This window comes from Blattabacterium cuenoti, assembly GCF_014252255.1.
Classification (GTDB): domain Bacteria; phylum Bacteroidota; class Bacteroidia; order Flavobacteriales; family Blattabacteriaceae; genus Blattabacterium; species Blattabacterium cuenoti_J.
Map to the genome: position 1 here is coordinate 546,217 of NZ_CP059213.1, position 23,202 is coordinate 569,418.

Genomic DNA, 23,202 nt, shown 5'->3' on the forward strand with positions numbered 1-23,202 from the left:
AAAATTATACCTTTTTTATAATTAAAAAATACAATAATGGCAGAAATAATATCTATGCCCCAATTAAGTGATACAATGGAAGAGGGCACTGTAATTAAATGGAATAAAAAAATAGGAGATAAAGTTTATGAAGGAGATATTTTAGCGGAAATAGAAACAGATAAAGCTACTCAAGATTTTGAAATAGATGTTAGTGGTATTCTTCTTTTTATTGGTGTAAAAGAAGGAGAAAAAACACGTGTTAATGATATATTAGCGATTATAGGAGAGGAAGGAGAAGATATCAATCATTTAATTTCAAAATCAAAAAAAATACAAAAAGAAAAAAAGGATAAAATCAATAAAGAAGATAGAATATTTATTTCTCCTTTAGCAAAAAAAATGGCTAAAAAAATAGGAATATCTTTAAGTGATATTAATAAAGGTAGTGGAGATTATGGAAGAATTATTAAAAAAGATATTGATAAATATTATAAAAAAACAAAATTAAAGGAAAATAAATTTCATAAAAAAATATCTCATTCTTCTATGAGAAAAAAAATAGCAAAACATTTAACTTTTTCTAAATTTTCTGCTCCACATTATTACTTATTTAATGAAATTCATGTAGATAAATTAATTGAATTTAGAAAAAAATTAAATGATAAACTTTCTTTAGAAGAAAAAATATCATTTAATGATATTATTATAAAAGCAGTCGCTCAATCTTTAAAGAAAAATCCAAATATGAATGTTTCTTGGAATGAAGAAGAAATTTTATTTCATTCACATATTCATATTGGAATAGCTGTAGCAATAAAAGATGGATTAATAGTCCCAGTTATTAAAAATTCTGACCAAAAATCATTATTACAAATTTCCAAAGAAATTAAAGATAAAGTATTTCGTTCAAAATCAAAAAAAATACAACCAGAAGAAATAGAAAATAGTACTTTTACAGTGTCTAATTTAGGAATGTATGGAATAGAATCTTTTACTTCCATTATTAATGTTCCAAATTCTTCTATTTTATCTATAGGATCTATTATGAAAAGACCAATTATTAAAAATTCTAAAATAGAAATAGGAAACATAATGAAAATTACTTTATCTTGTGATCATAGAATTATAGATGGAGCTATAGCAAGTAATTATATTTATTCTTTAAAAAATTATTTAGAAGATCCTATTACTATATTATTTTAATTTTTATACAATTTTTTTTTTATTAATGAAATAAAAATAGAAAAAATAAATATGAAAAGAGTTAATAATGAAAAAATTTCTTCTGGAAAATTATAATTTATAAAAGAAGAAAAAATAAGTTTTATTCCGAGAATAATAATTATGAAAAAAGTAGAATTTTTCAATTCTGGAAATTTATTTATTAATTGAATAAAAAATTGAGAAATTAATCTCATAGAAAAAATTCCTATAAATACACCTAAAAAAATTAATATAAAATTTTTTGATAAAGCAACGGAAGCAAAAATATTATCAATAGAAAAAAATAAATCCATAATTTCTATTAAAAAAATAATTCTCCAAAAAGAATCTTTTTTTTTCAAATTATTTGAATTTTTTGATAAAAAAAATTTTTTTTTCAAAAAATGATTTAATCCTATAAAAATTAAATATCCTCCTCCTAATGGTTTTAACCACCATATTTTTATTAATGTAGAAGCAAATAATAAACATAATCCTCTAAAAAAATAAGCTCCGATAATTCCATACTTTATAGCTTTTTTTCTATCTTCTTTTTTTAAATTAACAATCATGGAAGCTAACATAGCTGCATTATCTATAGATAAAATACTTTCTATTAAAAATAAATTTCCTATAATAGTTATAGATAAGATAGGATGATTAATAATTTCTATAAAATATTTTACAAAATTCATTTTTTTTTTAAAAAATTTTTTTATCCATTTTAAATAAATTAAATAATTAAAATCATTTTATATTTTATATTATAAAAGTTTATTATTTTATATTTATAATAATTTCACTAATTCACTAATTCACTAATTCACTGATTCACTGATTTACTGATTTACTGATTTACTGATTTACTGATTTACTGATTTAAATATATTATAATAATATATAGTTAATATATAGTAATCAAAAAAAAAAATAATGATTATTAGAAATTTTATTAAATTAAATAATCCTATTTTTATAAACAAATAAAATGCGTATAGGAAATTTTTTTACAATTTTTATAACTATAATATTGACTATAATTTGCTTATATTATATATGTTCTAGTACATTATTAAAAAATAATAAAAATACTCTAAATCTTGGATTAGATTTAAAAGGAGGTATTAGCATAATTTTAGATGTATCGGAAAAGGATTTATTAAAAAAACTTTCTGAAAATTCTAAAAATTCTTTTTTTCTAAATGCATTAGAATATGCTGATAATAAAAAAAAAAATAATACAAATATAGATTATTTATCATTTTTTATTGATTTCTTCAATCAATTTAATATTAGTTTATCTTCTCCCGATTTATTTGGAAATAGATATAATATAGGACAAATTGATTCTAATAGTTCAAATGTAGAAGTGAAAGCTTTTCTTAGAAAAAAAATAGAATCATCTATTATTTCTATTCAAAATATATTAATATCCAGAATCAATCAATTTGGAATTTTACAACCAAATATACAACGTATTAAAAATACTAACAAAATATTAATAGAATTATCTGGAATAACAGATATAAGTAGAATAAAAAATATTTTAGAGAGAAAAGCAGAATTACATTTTTTTGAAATTTATAATATTCAAGAAATTTTTCCATTTTTTCAAAAAATAGATCCAATTTTTTATAAAAAATTTAAAAAATCTTTTATAAATATTTTGAATCTATCTAATATAAAATCGAATAATATAGTTGGATTAGTTCATAAAAAAAATAAAAAAATAATTTCTGATTTTTTTAATTTAATGAAATCTTCAGAAGTATTACCATATTATTTACAAAATGTTAAATTTTTATGGGGAAATAAAAATTTTTTAAATAAAAATTTTTTTCAATTATTTGCTGTAAAAATCAATGAAATGGATTCTTCTTTAAATGGAGATATTGTAACTAACGCTTATAAATCTTTTGGTCCATTTAATGAAATATCAATAAATATAAAAATGAATCAAGAAGGAACTAAAAAATGGAAAATATTTACTAAAAAAAATATAGGGAAAAATATAGCAATAGTACTTGATAATTTAGTTTATGCAACCCCATTAGTTCAATCAGTTATACCAAACGGTATGTCTCAAATATCTGGACATTTTTCTATACAAGAGTCTAATGATTTAATCAATGTATTAAATGCAGGAGAATATCCTATTTCAGTAAATATTGTACAAACTGATATTATAGGACCTTATTTAGGTATAGTTTCTATTCAAAAAGGAATAAAATCTTTTTTAATAGCCTTATTTTTTGTATTTTTTTGGATGATTTTTTATTATTCAATTCCAGGGTTATATTCTAATATTATTTTAATTTTAAATATTATATTAATTTTTGGAATTATTATTTCAATCAATGCTGTATTAACTCTTCCTGGAATTGCAGGAATTATATTAACATTAGCCATGTCTATGGATGCAAATATTTTAATTTATGAAAAAATTAAAGAAAATATAAACAATAAAATTTCTATTTTTGCATCTATTCAAAATAGTTATACATTTCATGGAGCTTTATCTTCTATTATAGATGGACAAATTACAACTTTATTATGTGGAATTATTTTATTTTATTTTGGTACAGGTCCAATTAAAGGATTTTCTACTACTTTAATTATTGGAATTATAATATCTGTATTTACTTCTACTTGTTTAGGAAGATTATTATTAGAATGGCATTTAAAAAAATATAATAAAATTACTTTTATTAATAAAATGTTTATTAATTTTTTTTATAAAATTAAAAATATACAATGGGATTTTTTATCTAAAAGAAAATGGGCTTATATAATTTCTTCTATTCTTTTAACATTTAGTATATTTTCTTTAATTTTTCAAGGATTAAATCTAGGATTAGATTTTGTAGGAGGACGTTCTTATGTAATTCTTTTTGAAAAAAAAATCATTCCTGATAAAATTTCACAAATTTTATCAAAAACATTCCTAGAAAAAGGAAAACCTTCCTTTCCAAGGGTAATGACATTTGGAAAAGAAAATCAATTGAAAATAATAACTAAATATAAAATATGGGAAAAAAATTCTCAAATAGACGAAGAAATTTTAAAAAAAATGTTTTTATCTTTGAAAGATTATTTTCCTATTCATTTTCAATTTAATGATTTTAAAAGCATAGAAAAAGAAAAAAATAAACCTTTAGGAATTTTATCTTATGAAAAAGTAGAACCTATAATAGCTCAAGATATGAAAAAAAAATCTGTGATATCAATCACAGTTTCTTTAGTTGTAATATTTTTATATATTTTTATAAGGTTTAAAAAATGGCAATTTGGATTAGGAGCTATAATTTCTTTAATTCATGATTCAATTATTGTACTTGGAATATATTCTTTTTTTTACAAAAAATTTCCTATTCTAGAAATAGACCAATCTTTTATAGCAGCGTTATTAACTATAATTGGTTATTCTATTAATGATACTGTAATTATTTATGATCAAATAAGAAAAATTTCAAAAAAAACAATATTTTTAAACATGAGAAAAAATATTAACACTGGTATTATTAATTCTATAACAAGAACTATTCATACTTCATTAATTACTTTATTAGTAATTACTATTATTTTTTTATTTGGAGGAACTACTCTTCGTAGTTTTACGTTAGCTTTATTTATTGGAATAAGTATTGGAACTTATTCTTCTTTATTTATTGCACCATCTATTGTGTACGATTTTTGTAAAAAAAAAATATAGAAATATGACAAATTTTTTATTTATTAGTATTGAAGAAAGTTTTTTTATTATTTTTATAGCTATACTCATATTTGGACCAAAAAAAATACCAGATATAGCTCGTGGATTAGGAGAAGGAATACGATATTTAAAAAATGCTAAAGAAAAAATAAAAAATGATATCTTTAGATCATAAAAAAAACCAATTTTACAAAAAAAAATATATATTTTATATTTTTATTATATAATATATTCTATTTAATTATTTATTTATTAAATATCATCTTTTCTATAGTCTTTAATAATAGATTTATCAATTAATACATCTCCTAATTGTTCTATAACATTTCTTCTTAAAAAAGAATTTAAAAATTCTATTTCAGAAGAAAAATAAGAATTATTTTTAGAAGTATTTTTAGATGTATTAAAACGTTTTAATGGTCTTACAAAAAAAATACCTTTTTCCCCTAAAATAGGAATAGAAGTTTTATATAATTTTGAAGAAAAAGCATATCCTACTACTTTAGGTTCTATGTATTGATCAATCATAGAATTATAAAAATTAATTAAACAAGATTTATTTATTTTTTTAGAAAAATGAACAGATATTTGTTCTAAATTTTTAGAAGAAAATTTATTTAATAATAAATTTTTATAAATTTTATTTTTAATCAAAATAGGTATTATATTATTTTTTATTTCTTCAATAGAATATCCTTTTGTTTGAATTTTAGATAAAAATACTATAATATAATCTCTATTTGATGTATAAAAAATTTTTTTATCTCCTTCTTTTCTATTTTTTTCATAAGACCAATTTATAATTTCTTTATCTAATTCAGAGTTTAATCCATCAATATTCCATTGATTATTTTTTACTTTTTCTAAAAAAATAGTTTCATATCCTTTTTTTCTTGCATTATTAATAAATCTATTCAAACTAGAATTAGTATTATTTTTCATAAATTGAAAAACATTTTTATGAAGTAAATCTTCCGTTTTTTTTGATGGAATAAGTGTTTTTACAAAAATAGAGAATTGATATACAGGCTGTATATCTTTTTGATCATCTATCCTTAAAATATGATAACCAAATCTAGTTTCATAAAAAATTATTATTCCTTTTTTATTTTTTAAAGAAAAAATATCTGATTTAAGAACATTATTTTGTTCTTCATATTTGATCCATCCTAAATTTCCTTTATTTTTCTTTATATTAATAAAATCATCAGATATTTTCATTACTAATGAATGAAATTTATAAGGATTATTTTTAACAATATTATATATTTTTTTAGCTATATGTTGAGCTTCTTTTTTAGATCTTTTATTATAAAAACGGATAGCTTCTTTATGAGAAATTAATATATGACTGGATAAAATAGAATTATATATCATTTTTTTTCCAGTTAATTTAGCCATAATATAAATATTATTATCTTTAATAGGACCGAATATAGTACCAATATCATTATTTTTTTCTACAAAATTTTGTAAAATAGGAGGAAGATTTTTTTTTAAATAAAAGTTTGGATCAAAAGGATTTTCAGATTGATTAGAAATAATCATAGATTTATGATTAGAATATTTAAATTGATTAAATAATTTACTGATTTTCAGTTCCATATTTTTTTTATCATCTAAAGATGGATTAGAATGTAATATAACAAAACTAAGATTCCTTAAATTTTCTTTTTTATATAGAAATTTATTTTTTTTAATATGATCATAAATCTCATAATTTTTTATTGATATATATTTTTTTTCTATTTCTGAATAAGGAACAAAAATATAATCAATAATTGAAAAATAATTTTTATCTCTATAATTTAATTTTGCTTCTATGAAAGAAGTATTTAATCCATACATTAACATTTCTACATATTTTCTTGCAATAATTCTTTTTAAAATATTATTTTTTTCATAAGACCAAATATTTTTTTCTTCCTCTATTTGAGGTGTTTTATTTTTTTTATATAATTTTTCTATATTTTTCAGATATAATCGAAATTTTTTTATATCCATATTACCTTTTTCATCTTGAAAATCAATAATATTACTATATATAGATTGTTTTTCTATAGCTTTCCAAAAATCTTTTTTTGTACTTTGTATTCCTAATTTACCTGCTTGTTGTGTTAATACTTTTTCATGAACTAAAAACTTCCAAGCATCATTTTTTAAAGAAGAATCAGATTCTCCATCACGAAATCGTTTTAAAAATTGAAAATTATCAAAATACTCTTTAAAAGAAATATTATCTCCATTTACTTTACCTATAACGTTAGAATTTGAAGAAAAAAATTTTAATAAAATATTAGGATCTAATATAAAAAAAATTAAAGAAATTACTATAAATACAAAAATTAACCATGTATTTTTTCTAATTTTTTCTAAAAAACTCATTTTTTAATTCAATATTTTTTTTTGAAGAAAAACTTCTTCTATTTTATTTTTAGATACTTTTTTAATTTCAATAAAAAAATTTTTATTAATAATAATTATTTCTCCATATTTAGGAATATTTCCTGTATAAGTAACTATCAAACCACCTAAAGTTTCATATTTTTCTGATTTTGGAAGATCTAAATCATATTTGGAATTAATAAAATCTATTTCTAAACGTGCAGAAAATAAAAATTCGTAATTATTCAATTTTTTATCTAATAAAAAATTTTCATCATGTTCATCTTTTATATCTCCAATAAATTCTTCTAAAATATCTTCTATAGTTATCATTCCTGCCGTTCCTCCATATTCATCTAAAACTATAGCTATACTTCTTTTTTTTTTAATTAAAAGATCCATAATTTCTCTCACAGGTGTAGTAATATAAACGAATTCCACAGATCTAATTACAGATTCAATATTTTTTGGCTTTTTTAAAAATTCTAAATAATGAATATATCCTATAATATTGTCTATATTTTTTTTAAAAATAACAATTTTAGATAATCCACTTTCTGTAAAGATATTACGAATATTATCCATAGAAGAAAATGTAATATTAGAAGAAACTATTTCTTTTCTAGGAACCATACATTCTCGTGCTTTTTTTTCAGAAAAATCCAAAGCTTTATGAAAAATCTCAATTTCAGATTCTATAAATTCTTTTTCTTTAACACTATTTCTCATATTTTCTGATAAAAAATAAATTAAATCTTCTTTATCAAAGAATTTTTTTTTATCATTTTCTTTTTCTCCTAATATTTTCAAAAAAACATTAGAAATCCAAATAATAGAATTAGTGATAGGAGAAAATATTTTACATATAAAATATACAGGAATAATAAATAAATTCAATAATTCATTGGAATATACACTAAATATTATTTTAGGAATAAATTCTCCAATAATTAAAATAACAGTAGCGGAAAAAACTGTTTCTAAAAAAATTATCCATAAAGAATTATTTAATAATTCTTTTGGTAAAATAGAAAAAAATAATTTACTCATATAAATACCATATATAACCAAAGAAATGGTATTGCCAATTAGCATTGTAGTTATAAATTTTTTAGGTTTATTAATGCTTTTAGAAAGAATTTTAGAACGAAATGATCCTTTTTTTTTCTCTAATTCTATTTGAAATAAACTAGAAGAAATTAAAGCCATTTCCATTCCAGAAAAAAAAGCAGATATAAGTATAGTAATTAAAACTATACTAATATGAAAAATCATATTATATATATCAAAGGTAAAGTTCCACGAATATTTTTTAATTTAATTTTTTTTAAATCATCAGAAGCTTCTATTCCATTTATTGCATGTAATATAATTCCATCTAAATTAGATATCATTGTATATTTTTCATTAAAAATTTTTTTCTGTTGTTTATCCCAAAAAACTTCTTCAGTTTTAACAAAGTATCCATTAGAATTCATAATTTGAATATTTCCTTTAATATGATAAATTATTTTTTTAACACCAATTGATTTTACCCAATTTGCTTTAATATAAGTATATTTATTAGTATTATTCTCGTAAATTAATAAATAAAAACCATTTGGAAATAAGGTATAATATGTATATTCTTTTATTATTGGTGAATAAAGAAAAATTTTTAATATTCCATTTTCTTTGTATAAAATACTTGTATTAATAAAAATTCTTTGAGGAATTTTTTTTTTATAAAAAATTTTTTTTCTTTACAAGAAAAAAAAAATAAAATTAATAAAAAAAATATGATAATGGAATTTTTTGAATTATTATTATTACTTATTATTGTATTTTTGTTTATCATTTTTTTTATTTGGTATCTTAGCTCAGTTGGTAGAGCAAAGGACTGAAAATCCTTGTGTCCCCGGTTCGATTCCGGGAGATACCACTATAAATATAATATATAATTATATACCTAATTCTTTTTTAACTTCCTCTGTTATATCTGTTCCTTTATTAATTAAAACTCCTTTTCCAGGACTACAATCATCCACTCTTATAATATTTTTATCTTTTTCTATTACTTTATAAATAGCATTTTCTATTTTTTTATATATGGGATTTAATAATTTATTTTGTTTTTTATTTAAATCATCAGATGCTTTTTTTTGATATGCATGAGCTCTTGCTTGTAAAATTTCTAATTCTTTTTTAAGAATTGGATTTTTATTTTTTTTAAATTTTTCTACTTTTTTGTGAAATTCTTTTGCTAATTTATCAAGTATATTCTCATGCATTTTACTAATTTTAGTTAATTCTTTTTGAGCATTAGAGAATTCTTTCATTTTTTCTATAAGTACTATACTATTAAGACAAACTATTTTTTGTTTACAATCTTTAGAAAAAGAAAATGAATATCCAAATAGTAAGAAAAATAATAAAAAATAAAAAATTGTATTTTTTTTCATATATATATTTTAATTGTTAATTACAAATCTTTTCCTATAATAAAATGTTTTTTCCATTTTGATTTATTACCTATATCTACATCATCTATAGGATATCCTATATCTATACCTAAAAATCCTATTGGACTCCAAAAAAAACGAATACCAAATCCAATAGATTTATTCATTTTTAATGGATAAAATTTTTGATAAGAATCACTAACATTTCCTCCTTCCATAAAAAAAGTATTCCAAATTTTTAAATTTGAAAAATTTTTAATTAAATAACGTATTTCTAAAATAATTTTATTATAAATAACTCCTCCATTACTTGGAATTGGATATCTAAAATTATTTTTTATAAAAGAATATCCTCTTAATGGAATATGATCAAAATTTTCTAATTTTGATACAAATAAATTATTTTGTACTCCACCTATATAAAATTTTTGAAAAGGAAATAATTCTTTTGAATTATCATATTGTCCTAAATATCCAAATTCATTTCCTATTTTTAATACCATTTTTTCTATAATTTTTTTATACCAAAAAAAATTTATTTTAAATTTAAAATATTCTATCCATTTTATTTCATTTTGATCATTATTATTTAAAATAATAGAATATGGAGGAGTAAATTTACTATTTAATTGGATTTGTGATCCTTTTAATGGAAATATGACATCGGGTTCTGTAGAAATTCTTTGTAATGAAATCAAAAAATTAATATTATGTAATATTTTTTTTTGATAAAAATCAGAAGAAATTTCTTTTTTTAAAAAAAATTTATCGTAATCAATAGATGTTAAAATTTTTGAATAAGGATCTAAAAAAGATAAAAATTTATTTAAACTAATAGAAGTTCCTATTTTTTCTAAAAATTGTTTTTCCTCAATTTTATCATTTTTATATATTTGAGATAATAAATAAAAATCTTCTTCTTTTTTTATTTTCTTTTTGGAATAATTCCCTATTAAAGTTAAAGATGTAGGATTTTTCTTTTCTATCCAAGGCTCTGTAAAAGAAAAACCATAAGATAAAAAATCTTTTCCTAATTGACTAAAAATAATTAATTTTTGACCGTCTCCTTGAGGAATAGGATTCCATAATTTCCATTTAAAAAAATTTTTAAAAGAAAAATTCCCAAAATTTAATTTAAAATTACCAATAATATTTTTCATATTTTTTCCCCCAAATCCTCCATGAAATTGAAATTCATTTGTATTTTTTTCGATAATATGCCATTCTATATCTACAAAATTATTTTTTTTATTTGGAATAATTTCAGAATGTACTTTTTCAAAAAGATTTAAATTTTCTAAGTTTAATAAACTATATCTGATATTTTTAGGATTAATAAGATCTCCTGGATAAGTTTTTAATTCTCTTCTAATAACATGATCTTTTGTTATTAAATTTCCTAATATTTTAACTTTATTTATATATACTGGGTTATTTTCTTTTATTTGTATTTCTAAATCTATTTGATGATTTATTACTCTTTTTTCTATTAAAATTATATTTACAAATAAATAACCTAAGTCTAGGTAAGTAGATAAAATACTTTTAGGAAAAGAAGCATTTAAAATATTTCTTTCAATTTCAATTTTATTATAAATATTTCCTTTTTTATAAAATAAAATTTCTTTTAAAAAATTATTTTTCAATTTTATATTTCCTAAAAAATCTACATTTCCTAAATAATATCTATCTCCTTCAATAACCTTTATTTTTATTCCATAATTTCCAGATTTTTCTTTCCAAACAGAATCTAAAAATATTTGAATATCAAGAAATCCCATAGATTTATATTTATCTATAATATTTTTTAAATCTTTTTTTATATTTTCTTGAACAAATAAATAAATAGATTTTTCTATAATTGGAATATAAAAATTTTTTCTAATTTTTATCATTAAACTTAGTAAGTCTTTATCATTAATGATATTATTTCCCTCAAAGAATATTTTTTCTATTTCAATTTTTTTACCTTTATCAACAGATATATATAATATATTTTTATTATTTATTTTAGTTATTTCACTTTTTATCTTAATTTCATTATATCCTTTTTCTATATAATATTCTTGAATATCGTTTTTTATAGTTTGAATTAAATCATCAGAAATTTTATCTCCATATTTTATTTTTTTTATATTAGGGAACTGTTCTTTTCTAATTCCTATTGTTTTAACTTCATGAATTTCTATTAAATCTTCTAATTCAAAAAATAAATCTATTTCATTTTTAGAAATATTTTTTTTATAAATAGATATATTTTTAAATAGATGACTGTTCCATAATTTTTTAATAGCAAAATCTATCTTAATTCCATAAAAATCAATTAAATCTCCATCATAAATACCAGATAATTTGGAAATAAATTGACTATTATATTTTGATTTTCCTATTATATGAATTGATTTTACAACTATATTTAAATTTTCATTTTTTTGAATATTAAAAATTTTCTTTTGATTAAAAGAGTATCCATGTTGGTTCTTTTGATTAAAAGAGTATCCATGTTGGATTTGTAGCATTATCATTAATAAATAAAAAATGCCTATTAGAAATATATTTTTTTTCATGAATAAAAAAGTTATTCAACGTTTCCAAAACGACGTTTTCTTTTTTGATAATTTATAATAGCTTCAAAAAAATCTTTTTTCCTAAAATCTGGCCATAAAATATTTGTAAAATATAATTCTGCATAAGCAGATTGCCAAAGTAAAAAATTACTAATACGTTGTTCTCCACTAGTTCTTATAATTAAGTCTACATCTGGTAAATCTTTAGTATATAAATGATTTTGAAAAAAAGAATCATTTATATCTTGTAATGAAAAAAATCCATTAGAAACTTTTTTAGCAATATTTTTCGTTGCTCTTAATATCTCTTTTCTTGCACTATAACTTAATGCTAAAATCAAAGTTCCAGACGTATTATTTTCTGTTTTTTTCATAAAAAAAAATAATTCTTTTTGAATAATTTTTGAAAATTTTTCAATTTCTCCTATTATAATAATTTTTACATTCTTTTCATGAATTTCTTTTAAATGAATTTTTAAATTAGTATGAAATAAACGCATTAAATCATTTATTTCTTTTTGTGGCCTATTCCAATTTTCAGAAGAAAAAACATATAAAGTAACATAAGGAATTCTTAATTCTTTACATCCATTTATAGTATCTCTTACAGATTGCATTGCTTTTTCATGACCAAACGTTCTTAATTTTCCTCTTTTTTCCGCCCAACGTCCATTTCCATCCATAATAATAGCTACATGATGAGGAATATTATTATAATCTATTTTTTCTAATAAATTTTTCATGAGAAATATAAATCATAAATACATCTTTAACAAAGATATAAATAAATAAAAAACAAATATTTTTCATTTTCAATTTCTTTGATCTATTCCCCATAAAAGTTTTTCTCGTAATGTTTTATAATAAGTATTTTTACCTTCTTGAAGAAGATAAATATAAAAAGGAGCTTTTTGTATATATAATTCATTTTCTTTATTTAAAGAAGTTAATCTAGTATCCATAGATAAAGAATAATATTTTACACGGCTATGAATTTTTAAATGAATTTTTTGATTATCTGATATAATTAGTGGACGTGAAAATAAATTATGAGGAGATATAGGTGTAATAACAAAATTATGATTATCAGGACTAATAATAGGACCACCACAACTCAAAGAATATCCAGTTGATCCAGTAGGAGTAGAAATGATTAATCCATCTGCCCAATAAGAAGTTAAAAATTCATTATCAATATAAGCATCTATAGTAATCATAGATACTGTTTCTTTACGAAGAATAACAATTTCATTTAATGCAAAATTAAAAAATTTGTTATGATTAGTGTTAATATTTGTAATTGAAGTTTTTAAATATAATAAACTTCTAGGCATTAAATGAAATTTTTTATTAAAAATTTGATCTATTTTTTGAATAAAAACATCTTTATTAAAAGTAGCTAAAAAACCAAGATTTCCTGTATTAACTCCAACTATAGGAATTCCAGAATCTCTTATTAATGTAATAGCTGATAAAATAGTTCCATCTCCTCCAAAAGTAAACATTAAACTAAAATCTTTAGTTAATTCTTTATAATTAGAAAAAATAGGAAAATCTAAATTTTTAAATTCTTCAAAAGAAGACAAAATATCAAAAAAGGATTTTTCAATATAAATTTCTATTGAATTACTATATGCATAACCGATAAACTGATTTAAATATGGTATATTTTTTTCCAAAAAATTTTGTCCATATACGGCTATTTTCATTTTAATTTTTTTTATAAATTAATTATTTAATTAAATAAATTTGTAATTAATTTAGTTTAGTTTGTATTAAATTTGTTTTTTGAATAAAAAGGAAAAAAGAATATGAAAAAATCAGAATCTTTATTTCCTGCAAAAGTATTATTATTTGGAGAATATGGAATTTTAGAAAATTCTAGTGGTCTCTCTATTCCTCATAATTTTTATAAAGGAACTTTAAAATTACATTATAAATTTAATAAAATTCATAAAAATGAAGAGATCTTATCTTCTAATTATAAAATTAAAAAATATTATAATTTTTTATCTTTTTTAAAAAAAAAACAAATTTTAAAAAAATTAAATTTAAAACAATTATATCAAGATATACAAAATGGTTTATTTTTTCATTCCAATATTCCTCAAGGATATGGATTAGGAAGTTCTGGAGCATTAGTTGCTGCTATTTATGATAAATATGCAAAAAATAAATTAAAAAAATGTTTCATAAATGAAAATATAATAATTTTAAAAAAAATATTTAGTCAAATGGAATCTTTTTTTCATATAAAAAGTTCTGGAATAGATCCTTTAATTTGTTATTTAAATTTACCTCTTTTAATTCGTTCAAAAACAGATATTTCTATAATAAAAATTCCTAAAAAAAGAAAAGGAAAAGGAGCTATTTTTTTATTAAATTCTGGAATTCCTAGCAAAACTTCTTCTGTAATAAAGATTTTTTTAGAAAAATTAAAAAATAATAAATTTAAAAAAATTTTAAAAGAAGAATTCATTATATACAACGAAAAATGTATTGAAAATTTTTTAAAAGAAGATTTCAAAATTTTATTAAAAAATGTAAAAAAACTTTCTACATGGGTTTTTTATCATTTTCGTCCAATGATACCAAAAAATATATATGAAATATGGGAAGAAGGCCTTTTGAATAATATACATTATTTAAAATTATGTGGATCTGGAGGAGGAGGATTTATTTTAGGATTTACTCCAAATTATAATATATCAAAAAAAAAATTAAAACAATATACAATGGAAGTTCTCTTTCGTTTTTAATTTTTTTTTAATTAAAATATAATTATGCAAATTAATAATAATAAAATTAGATTAAATCATTATTTATCTAATGCTGGAATTTCTTCTAGAAGAGAAGCGGATAAACTAATTTTATCTGGAGCCATAAAAGTTAATGGAAAATCTATTTGTAGATTAGGAACAATTATTCATATAAATGATATTGTTACATTTTATGGATCAAAAATAAAAATTCAAAATAAAATTTATATATTGCTCAATAAACCTAAAGGATATATCACTACTACAAAAGATCCATTTAACAGAAAAATAGTAATGAATTTAATACCTTTTTTTTCAAAATATAGAATTTTTCCAGTAGGAAGATTAGATAGTTCTACTACTGGTGTCTTGCTTTTAACAAATGATGGATTTGTATCTGAAAAATTAACTCATCCAAAATATAAAATTAAAAAAATTTATCATGTCTTGTTAAATAAAGAAATTAAAAATGAAGATTTAGATAAAATTAGAAAAGGAAAAATATATTTAAAAGAAGGAAAAGTGACAGTTATTTTTGTAAATAAAGGTTATACAAAAAATCAAATTAAAATAGGATTATATATAGGATGGAATAGAATCATTAAACGTATTTTTAAAAAATTAGATTATCAAGTAATTCAATTAGATCGAGTTTATTTTGGAGGATTATCTAAAAAAAATATAAAAATAGGAAAATGGTGTTATTTAAATAAAAAAGAAATAGAAAATATTATAATATGAAAAAATTCACCATTATCAATGGACCTAATTTAAATCTTTTAGGAAAAAGAGAACCAAAATTATATGGAAATGAAAATTTTTTAGATTATTTTAATAAATTAAAAAAAAAAAAATTTTTAATAATATAGAAATTATTTATCATCAAAATAATAGTGAAGGAAAAATTATAGATCTTTTACATTCTTTAGGATTTCAAATGGATGGAATTATATTAAATGCTGGAGCTTATACTCACACTTCTATAGGAATTGCTGATGCAATAAAATCTATATCATCACCTGTTATAGAAATTCATATTTCTAATATTCATTCAAGAGAATCTTTTCGGAAAAAATCATTTTTATCTCCTGTATGTAAAGGAACAATTTTTGGATTTGGATTAAAATCTTATGAATTAGGAATCATTAGTTTTCTTTTATAAGATTATTAATGATTATGGAATTTTTGAATATATTGAATAATATTTTTTCTTCCATATCTTTTTTTTACAGAAACTTTAAACCAAATAGGAATAATAAAACCGTTATTTTTAATTTTTTCAATACAAAAAGAAATATTTTTTTCAATAAATTTACGATTCAATTTATCTATTTTTGTAAAAATAATACAAAAATTTTTTTTAAGATTATTTAGTTTTTTTATAAAATCTAAATCAATTTTTTGTATAAAAAATCTACTATCTATTAATAAAAATAAACAAAAAAGATTTTTTGTATAAAAAATATAATCTAAAATTAATTTTTGTGTTTCTTTTTTAATTCTTTTTTTTGAAAAAAATCCATATCCAGGTAAATCTATAAAATACCATTGATTATTTATTAAAAAATGGTTTATATATTGAGTTCTTCCAGGATAAGAAGAAACTTTAGCTATTTTTTTTCTTCCTACTATATAATTTATTAAACTAGATTTTCCAACATTAGAACGTCCTACAAAAGCATATTCAGGAAAATTAAAATTATTAATTTTATTTAGTTCTTTTGAACTTCCTTTAAATTTTACAGAAAAAATTTTCATGATGGAAATTAAATTTAGAAAGCCATTTATCTAATATTTCTATAAATTTTTTAGGATGTTCCATCATAGGAGCATGTCCACATTTATCAATCCAATGTAATTCAGAATCAGGTAATAATCTATGAAATTCCTCCGCTATTTCCGGTGGAGTTACATGATCTTGTTTCCCCCATATTAAACAAATAGGTTGTTGAATAATAGATAAATCTTTAGACATATTATATTTCATAGCACTTTTAGCAATATATAAAATTTTAATTCCCTTTTTTTTATCATTAACAATATGAAATACTTCATCAACCAATTTTTTGGTAGCTATTTTAGGATCATAAAATATTTCTTGTGATTTTTTTCTTATAAATTCATAATTTTCTCTTTTTGGAAAAGCATATCCAAAAGATTTTTCAAATAAACCTGAACTTCCCGTAAGAACTAAAGAATGTACTAAATCTATTCTTTTTTTTGCTATAATTAAAGCAATATGTCCTCCAAGTGAATTTCCCACTAAAGTAGCTTTTTTAATTCCTATTTGTATCAAAAATTGAATAATATATTTAGATAAATTAGAAATATTTGTTAAAAATAATGGCATATTATAAATAGGTAATGAAGGAATAATTACTTTATAACCTTTTTGTGGAAAAAAATCCAAAAGCGCTTTAAAATTGCTTAATCCTCCCATTAATCCATGAAGTAAAATCAAAGGGTGCCCTTTTCCTTTTTTTACATGAGGAAAATTTTTATTTTTATTAAAAAAAAACATAAATCATGCTATTAAGTAGTTTTACTATATTTTTTTTGGACAAAAAAATAAGCTGCTTTTGCAGAAAGCTCTTCCGATTTTTTTTTCGAAGTACCTCTACCTTCAGTTTGAATTCCACATTCTAATATAGTTAACTCCGATAAATAAATAATTATATTTTTATCTTTTTCTTCTTTTTCTCTAAAAGTTTTAAAATTTATTGTAAACTTATTTTTTTGAGACCATTCCATTATCCATACTTTATAACTAAAAATTTCACTTTGTAATTTTACTATATTTATATGAAATTGTAATATTTTTTGATATACAAAATTTTTACAACCTTGATATCCTATTTCTAAATAAATAAATCCTATTAAAGCTTCAAGGGTATTTCCCAATATATTATCAGATATAATAGGTTTATTTAAAAAAATATCCGTAATCGTTAATTTTCTAGATATTTTATTCAAATTTTTTCTACATACTATTTTAGATCGTATTTGAGTTAATTCACCTTCTTTTTTTTTAGGAAATTTTTCACATAAAAAATGTGATATTATAGTATTTAATACAGAATCTCCTAAAAATTCAAGTCTTTGAAAAGAAATAGAATAATTTTGATTTAAATTTTTTCTTTTTGTAGAAAAATTATAAATAAATACTTCTTTTAAGAATTTAGTATTTTTTGGACAAAATCCTAATATTTTTATTAATTTTTTAACTAAAATAGAATCTATATCTTTTTCAAAAAGAGGATTAGATAACATTTATCTTTTTAAATAAAATACAAACATTGTGTCCTCCAAAACCAAAAGTATTGCATAAACTAATTTGTACTTCTTTTTTGATAGCTATATTTGGAATAAAATTCATTTTAGAATCTATATTTTTATCTAATTGAAATAAATTTATAGTTGGAGGTATTATTCCTTTTGTTAAAGGAAGTATAGAAGCTATTGCTTCTATCGCCCCCGCAGCTCCTAATAAATGTCCTGTCATAGATTTTGTAGAATTAATATATATATTATATACATTTTTTTTAAAAACTTTTTGAATAGCTTTTACTTCTGCAATATCTCCTAACTTAGTAGAAGTTCCATGAGAATTAATATGATCAACATCTTCATATTTAATACCTGCTTCTCTAATAGCTGTTTCCATTGCTAAAACTATTCCTTTTCCTTCTGGATGAGGTGCAGTAATATGATAAGCATCTCCAGACATTCCTACTCCTCCTATTTCTGCATATATATTAGCTCCTCTTTCTTTAGCGTGTTGATATTCTTCAAGAATAAGACATCCTGCTCCCTCTCCTAATACAAAACCATCTCTATCCTTTTCAAAAGGTCTAGATGCTGTTTTATAATCATCATTTCTAGTAGATAAGGCATGTAAAGCATTAAATCCTCCTACTCCACTTTGTGTAATAGCGGCTTCAGATCCACCAGTAATCATAATATCTACTTTACCTAAACATATTAAATGATAAGAATCTACAATAGCATTAGAAGAAGATGCACAAGCAGAAACAGTTGCGTAATTTGGTCCATGAATACCATAATTCATAGAAATAAAACCAGCAGTAATATCTATTAACATTTTAGGAATAAAAAATGGACTAAATCTAGGATATTTTCCTCCATTTAAATAATCAGAAATAGATTCTTCCAAATTAAGAAGACCTCCAATTCCTGAAGACCAAATTACTCCAATTCTTTCTTTTTTTTCTTTTAAAAAATTAATACCACTATTTTTTATAGCTTCTTCAGAAGCAATTATTCCATATTGTGCACATGGATCTAATTTTCGTTTTTCTTTTCTACTAAAAAAAAGGTTTGGATCATAATTTTTTAATTCACAAGCAAATTTAGTCTTGTATTTTTTTGTATTAAAATAAGTTATAGGAGCACATCCATTTTTTCCATTAATCAGAGAAATCCAATATTCTTCTACATTATTTCCTATCGGAGTAATAGAACCAATACCAGTTATTACTACTTTTTTTAAGTTCTCCATACTCATACATAATAAAAATACTAATCAGATTTTTTTTTATCAATATTATTTTTATTTTTTTCCATTAAAAGATATTCTATAGCCTGTATGGCTTCGCCGACTGTTGTTATTTTTTCCGCTTTTTCATCAGAAATACTAATATTAAATTCTTTTTCAAATTCCATAATAAGTTCTACTATATCTAAGGAATCGGCGCCTAAATCATTAGTAAAACTAGCAGTAGAAATAATTTCACTTTCATCTACACTTAATTTATCTACAATAAGAGCATTTACTCTGGATGCAATATCAGACATAGGATCATAATTTTTTTTTTCTTTCACAAAATTAGTAAACTTTTATAAATCATATATAAATTTGCTGTTATACAGATAAAGTATAGAAAATAGAAAGAGGAATATATGATATTTTTTTCATTAGAAAATTACGGAATATTTAATTCTTATGAGAATTACCAATTAACTCCTTATGAGTTACAAAATATAATTATTCAAAAAAAAATGGGAGTTGAGACAAAATCAGGAGTTTTAGCAATAAATACTGGGATTTTTACTGGTAGATCTCCTGAAGATCGATTTATTGTAAAAGACAGTATTACAGAAAAAAAAATATGGTGGAATAAAACATTTAATCAATCTTTTGATCCAGAAAAATTTGATAATTTATACCAAAAAATAGTAAAATATTTATCTGGAAAAACATTATATATTAGAGATGGTTATCTATGTTCTGATAAACGTTATCAATTAAATGTTCGTTCTATTAGTGAATATCCATGGTCGGATTTATTTATTCATAATCTTTTTTTACGATTTAAAAAAATAAAAAAAATTATACCAGATTGGTTATTATTTTGCGCCCCAGGATTTAAAGCAAATCCAATAAATGATGGAACACGTCAAAAAAATTTTTCTATATTAAATTTTTCTAAAAAAATAATTTTAATTGGAGGATCTGGCTATACAGGAGAAATAAAAAAATCTATTTTTTCTGTTTTAAATTTTATACTTCCAATATATAAAAATGTTTTTCCCATGCATTGTTCAGCAAATGTAGGAAAATATAAAAAAGATACAGCTCTTTTTTTTGGATTATCTGGAACAGGAAAAACAACTATTTCTAATGATATAAATAGAAATTTGGTAGGAGATGATGAACACGGATGGACTTGTGATAATATTATTTTTAATTTTGAAGGAGGATGTTATGCAAAAATATTGGGTATTTCTAAAGAAAAAGAACCTATGATTTATAATGCTATCAAAAAAGGATCAATGTTAGAAAATGTTATTTTAAAAAATGAAAATAATGAAATTGATTTTTTAGATGATTCTATTACTAAAAATATGAGAATTAGTTATCCTATTTATTTTATAAAAAATATTGAAAAAAAATTATATTCTTCTAATATTAAAAATATTTTTTTTCTTACATATGATTCTTTTGGTATTTTACCTCCCATTTCTAAATTAAATAGAGCTCAATCTTCTTATTATTTTTTATTAGGATATACTTCTAAAGTAGCTGGTACTGAATTAAATATAAATAATCCAAAAGCTACATTTTCTTTTTGTTTTGGAGCTCCATTTATGACTTTACATCCTATTCAATATACAAATATGTTCATAAAAAAATTATATAATACTGAAATAAATGTTTGGATGGTTAATACAGGATTGATATCAGAAGGATATCGAATAAAATTAAATGATACTAGAAAAATTGTAGAAAATGCTTTAAATGGTTTTTTATTAAATGTCCCTTATGAAATATATCCAATTTTTAATTTTAAAATACCAAAATATTGCCCAGAAATATCTTCTCATATTTTAAATCCAAAAAATTCATGGAAAAATGAAAAAGATTATCAAAATCAAGTAAAAATACTTGCAAAAAAATTCATTAATCATTTTAATATATATAGAAAATATACAGATAAAAATATTTCATCTGGAGAACCTATTTTAGAATAAACATATCATTATAATTTATAATATATTTACTAATATATTTTCCTAAAATATCAAATTCTACATTAACAATGTCTCCGACCTTTAAAAAAGATATATTTGTTTTTTTGTAAGTATAAGGAATAATAGAAACACTAAATGTGTATTGATTACATGTTATAATAGTAAGACTTATCCCATTTATAGCAATAGACCCTTTTTCTACTACTTTGGTAGTTAATTTTTTTTTAGATTTAAAAAAAAATAACCAACTTCCATTTCTATTTTCTATTTTTAAAATTTTGGCAGTTGTATCTACATGTCCTTGTACTATATGTCCATTTAATCTTTCACCCATCATTAATCCTCTTTCCAAATTGATTTCATCTTTAATTTTTAAAAAATTTAAATTAGTACGGAATAAAGTTTCTTCAGAAGCTATAACTGAATAAGTTTTTTCATTTACATGAATAATAGTAAAACATATTCCATTATGACAAATACTTTGATTTATTTTAATTTCATATGAAAATGGATTAATAAAAGTAATATAAAGATTTTTTTTATAAAAATTAAATTTATATACTTTTGTTGTACATTCTATAATACCAGTAAACATAGTTTATAATAATTTTTATTAAATTAAATTTTCAATGAATTATAAAAAAAAAAAAATTAAAGTTGGATTCACTACAGGTGATATTAATGGTATAGGAATGGAAATTTTTTTAAAAGTATGTCGTAAAAAAAGACTTTTAGATTTTTTTACACCAATATTATTTGGATCAACTAAATTATGTTTTTTTTATAAGAATATTCTAAATATAGAAATCAATAATATACGAGAAATAAAAAATTTTCAAGAAATTATGGATTATAAAATTAATGTATTTAATATATGGAAAGAAGATATTCAATTTGAATCTATAAAAATAAATAATCCAGATTCAGGAATCTATTCTATTCTATCTTTAGAAAAAGCTGTTAAGGCTTTAAAAGAAGGAAAAATAGATGTACTTGTTACTTCTCCTGTAAATAAGAAATATATGAATTTTAAAAATTTTTCATTTTTTGGACATACTGAATATTTACAAAATATTTTAGAAGGAGAATCCTTAATGGTTATGATTCATGATCTTTTAAAAGTAGCTTTAGTAACTAATCATTTACCTTTAAAAAAGGTATCTTTTGAATTAAATGTAAAAAAAATAATAAAATCAATAAAAATTCTACATAAATCTCTTATTATTGATTTTTCTATAGAAAAACCTAAAATTGCCGTTTTAGGATGTAATCCTCATTCTAGTGATAATGGATTAATAGGAGATGAGGAAAAAACAAAAATAAAACCTGCTATTGATAATTTATTTCAAAAACAAGGATGGCTCATTTTTGGACCTTATTCTGCAGATAGTTTTTTTGGAAATCAAAAATATCGTCATTTTGATGCTATTTTATCTATGTATCATGATCAAGGATTAATTCCTTTTAAAACATTAACTTTTAATCAAGGAGTAAATTTTACCGCAGGACTTTCTCATATACGAACTTCTCCAGATCATGGAGTTGCCTATGATATAGCAAAAAAAGGAATTGCTAATGAAAATTCTTTTGAAGAAGCTATTTTTAGTGCTATAAAAATATTTAACAATAGAAAAGAAAATATAAAATGAAATTTTTTTTTC

20 protein-coding genes, 1 tRNA gene and 2 pseudogenes are annotated in these 23,202 nt (G+C 20.6%); 9 read left to right on the plus strand and 14 right to left on the minus strand.

Features of this window, described 5'->3' with window-relative positions:
• Window positions 1-36 precede the first annotated feature (36 nt).
• Complete coding sequence (locus tag H0H41_RS02660; RefSeq protein WP_185872160.1) at window positions 37-1,185, plus strand: dihydrolipoamide acetyltransferase family protein; 1,149 nt, start codon at window positions 37-39, stop codon at window positions 1,183-1,185.
• Here H0H41_RS02660 and H0H41_RS02665 read toward each other — a convergent pair.
• Window positions 1,182-1,880, minus strand: a complete 699-nt coding sequence (locus H0H41_RS02665) for a DUF475 domain-containing protein (RefSeq protein ID WP_185872161.1) — start codon at window positions 1,878-1,880, stop codon at window positions 1,182-1,184. The genes H0H41_RS02660 and H0H41_RS02665 overlap by 4 nt on opposite strands.
• Before the next feature lie 293 nt (window positions 1,881-2,173).
• On the opposite strand from H0H41_RS02665, the gene secD reads away from it, so the two are divergent.
• Window positions 2,174-4,897 (plus strand): protein translocase subunit SecD, encoded by a 2,724-nt coding sequence (secD, locus tag H0H41_RS02670; RefSeq protein ID WP_185872162.1) that lies wholly within the window; start codon window positions 2,174-2,176, stop codon window positions 4,895-4,897.
• A gap of 4 nt (window positions 4,898-4,901) precedes the next feature.
• Window positions 4,902-5,069 (plus strand): annotated as a pseudogene (locus tag H0H41_RS02675) (Sec-independent protein translocase subunit TatA/TatB); the annotation flags it as partial.
• 80 nt (window positions 5,070-5,149) lie between these two features.
• On the opposite strand, the gene H0H41_RS02680 reads toward H0H41_RS02675, so the two are convergent.
• The 3 genes from H0H41_RS02680 to H0H41_RS03060 are packed head-to-tail and all read right to left on the minus strand — an operon-like array spanning window position 5,150 to window position 8,760.
• Window positions 5,150-7,282 carry a SurA N-terminal domain-containing protein gene (locus tag H0H41_RS02680; protein WP_185872163.1) on the minus strand — a complete coding sequence of 711 codons (2,133 nt, stop codon included), beginning with the start codon at window positions 7,280-7,282 and terminating at the stop codon, window positions 5,150-5,152.
• A 3-nt stretch (window positions 7,283-7,285) separates the two neighbouring features.
• Window positions 7,286-8,557 (minus strand): hemolysin family protein, encoded by a 1,272-nt coding sequence (locus H0H41_RS02685; RefSeq protein WP_185872164.1) that lies wholly within the window; start codon window positions 8,555-8,557, stop codon window positions 7,286-7,288.
• On the minus strand, window positions 8,554-8,760 hold the full coding sequence (locus tag H0H41_RS03060; RefSeq protein ID WP_223843724.1) for a hypothetical protein: 207 nt from the start codon (window positions 8,758-8,760) through the stop codon (window positions 8,554-8,556). Before H0H41_RS03060 ends, H0H41_RS02685 begins: the two co-directional genes overlap by 4 nt.
• A 370-nt stretch (window positions 8,761-9,130) precedes the next feature.
• Here H0H41_RS03060 and H0H41_RS02695 point away from each other — a divergent pair.
• Window positions 9,131-9,203 (plus strand) — tRNA-Phe (locus tag H0H41_RS02695).
• 19 nt (window positions 9,204-9,222) lie between these two features.
• On the opposite strand, the gene H0H41_RS02700 is transcribed toward H0H41_RS02695, so the two are convergent.
• The 4 genes from H0H41_RS02700 to H0H41_RS02715 all read right to left on the minus strand — a co-directional run bounded on the left by H0H41_RS02700 (window position 9,223) and on the right by H0H41_RS02715 (window position 13,999).
• Complete coding sequence (locus tag H0H41_RS02700; RefSeq protein WP_185872165.1) at window positions 9,223-9,723, minus strand: OmpH family outer membrane protein; 501 nt, start codon at window positions 9,721-9,723, stop codon at window positions 9,223-9,225.
• A gap of 20 nt (window positions 9,724-9,743) precedes the next feature.
• Window positions 9,744-12,242, minus strand: coding sequence for a BamA/OMP85 family outer membrane protein (locus tag H0H41_RS02705; protein WP_223843725.1), 2,499 nt, complete (start codon window positions 12,240-12,242; stop codon window positions 9,744-9,746).
• Window positions 12,243-12,301: 59 nt separating this feature from the next.
• Window positions 12,302-13,033 carry an isoprenyl transferase gene (locus tag H0H41_RS02710; protein WP_185872167.1) on the minus strand — a complete coding sequence of 244 codons (732 nt, stop codon included), beginning with the start codon at window positions 13,031-13,033 and terminating at the stop codon, window positions 12,302-12,304.
• A 69-nt stretch (window positions 13,034-13,102) separates the two neighbouring features.
• Window positions 13,103-13,999 (minus strand): NAD kinase, encoded by an 897-nt coding sequence (locus H0H41_RS02715; RefSeq protein ID WP_185872168.1) that lies wholly within the window; start codon window positions 13,997-13,999, stop codon window positions 13,103-13,105.
• Between the two features lie 102 nt (window positions 14,000-14,101).
• Here H0H41_RS02715 and H0H41_RS02720 point away from each other — a divergent pair, with 102 nt between their 5' ends.
• The 3 genes and pseudogenes from H0H41_RS02720 to aroQ all read left to right on the plus strand — a co-directional run bounded on the left by H0H41_RS02720 (window position 14,102) and on the right by aroQ (window position 16,211).
• Entirely contained in the window at window positions 14,102-15,049 is a 948-nt protein-coding gene (locus H0H41_RS02720; protein WP_185872169.1) for a GHMP family kinase ATP-binding protein, read from the plus strand.
• Between the two features lie 24 nt (window positions 15,050-15,073).
• The gene (locus H0H41_RS02725; protein WP_185872170.1) at window positions 15,074-15,790 is read left to right on the plus strand and encodes a pseudouridine synthase; all 717 of its coding nucleotides are present in this window, start codon (window positions 15,074-15,076) and stop codon (window positions 15,788-15,790) included.
• A pseudogene (aroQ, locus tag H0H41_RS02730) lies at window positions 15,787-16,211 on the plus strand (type II 3-dehydroquinate dehydratase). The gene H0H41_RS02725 and the pseudogene aroQ overlap by 4 nt, the downstream one beginning before the upstream one ends.
• A gap of 5 nt (window positions 16,212-16,216) precedes the next feature.
• On the opposite strand, the gene yihA reads toward aroQ, so the two are convergent.
• From yihA to H0H41_RS02755, 5 genes are read right to left on the minus strand one after another with little or no spacing between them, the layout of a single operon-like run.
• Complete coding sequence (gene yihA, locus H0H41_RS02735; protein ID WP_185872171.1) at window positions 16,217-16,807, minus strand: ribosome biogenesis GTP-binding protein YihA/YsxC; 591 nt, start codon at window positions 16,805-16,807, stop codon at window positions 16,217-16,219.
• A complete protein-coding gene (locus H0H41_RS02740; RefSeq protein ID WP_185872172.1) occupies window positions 16,782-17,570 on the minus strand; it encodes an alpha/beta fold hydrolase in 789 nt (262 codons plus the stop codon). The genes yihA and H0H41_RS02740 overlap by 26 nt, the downstream gene beginning before the upstream one ends.
• Before the next feature lie 11 nt (window positions 17,571-17,581).
• Window positions 17,582-18,319, minus strand: a complete 738-nt coding sequence (locus H0H41_RS02745) for a ribonuclease III family protein (protein WP_185872173.1) — start codon at window positions 18,317-18,319, stop codon at window positions 17,582-17,584.
• Complete coding sequence (gene fabF / locus H0H41_RS02750; RefSeq protein ID WP_185872174.1) at window positions 18,309-19,568, minus strand: beta-ketoacyl-ACP synthase II; 1,260 nt, start codon at window positions 19,566-19,568, stop codon at window positions 18,309-18,311. Before fabF ends, H0H41_RS02745 begins: the two co-directional genes overlap by 11 nt.
• A gap of 20 nt (window positions 19,569-19,588) precedes the next feature.
• Entirely contained in the window at window positions 19,589-19,864 is a 276-nt protein-coding gene (locus tag H0H41_RS02755) for an acyl carrier protein (protein ID WP_185872529.1), read from the minus strand.
• A 105-nt stretch (window positions 19,865-19,969) separates the two neighbouring features.
• Here H0H41_RS02755 and H0H41_RS02760 point away from each other — a divergent pair, with 105 nt between their 5' ends.
• A complete protein-coding gene (locus H0H41_RS02760; protein ID WP_185872175.1) occupies window positions 19,970-21,541 on the plus strand; it encodes a phosphoenolpyruvate carboxykinase (ATP) in 1,572 nt (523 codons plus the stop codon).
• Here the strand turns inward: H0H41_RS02760 and H0H41_RS02765 are convergent.
• Entirely contained in the window at window positions 21,528-22,136 is a 609-nt protein-coding gene (locus H0H41_RS02765; protein WP_185872176.1) for a riboflavin synthase, read from the minus strand. The two genes, H0H41_RS02760 and H0H41_RS02765, sit on opposite strands and share 14 nt — an antisense overlap.
• 34 nt (window positions 22,137-22,170) lie before the next feature.
• Between H0H41_RS02765 and pdxA the strand changes: the two genes are divergently transcribed.
• Window positions 22,171-23,190 carry a 4-hydroxythreonine-4-phosphate dehydrogenase PdxA gene (gene pdxA / locus H0H41_RS02770; RefSeq protein WP_185872177.1) on the plus strand — a complete coding sequence of 340 codons (1,020 nt, stop codon included), beginning with the start codon at window positions 22,171-22,173 and terminating at the stop codon, window positions 23,188-23,190.
• Window positions 23,191-23,202: the final 12 nt, after the last annotated feature.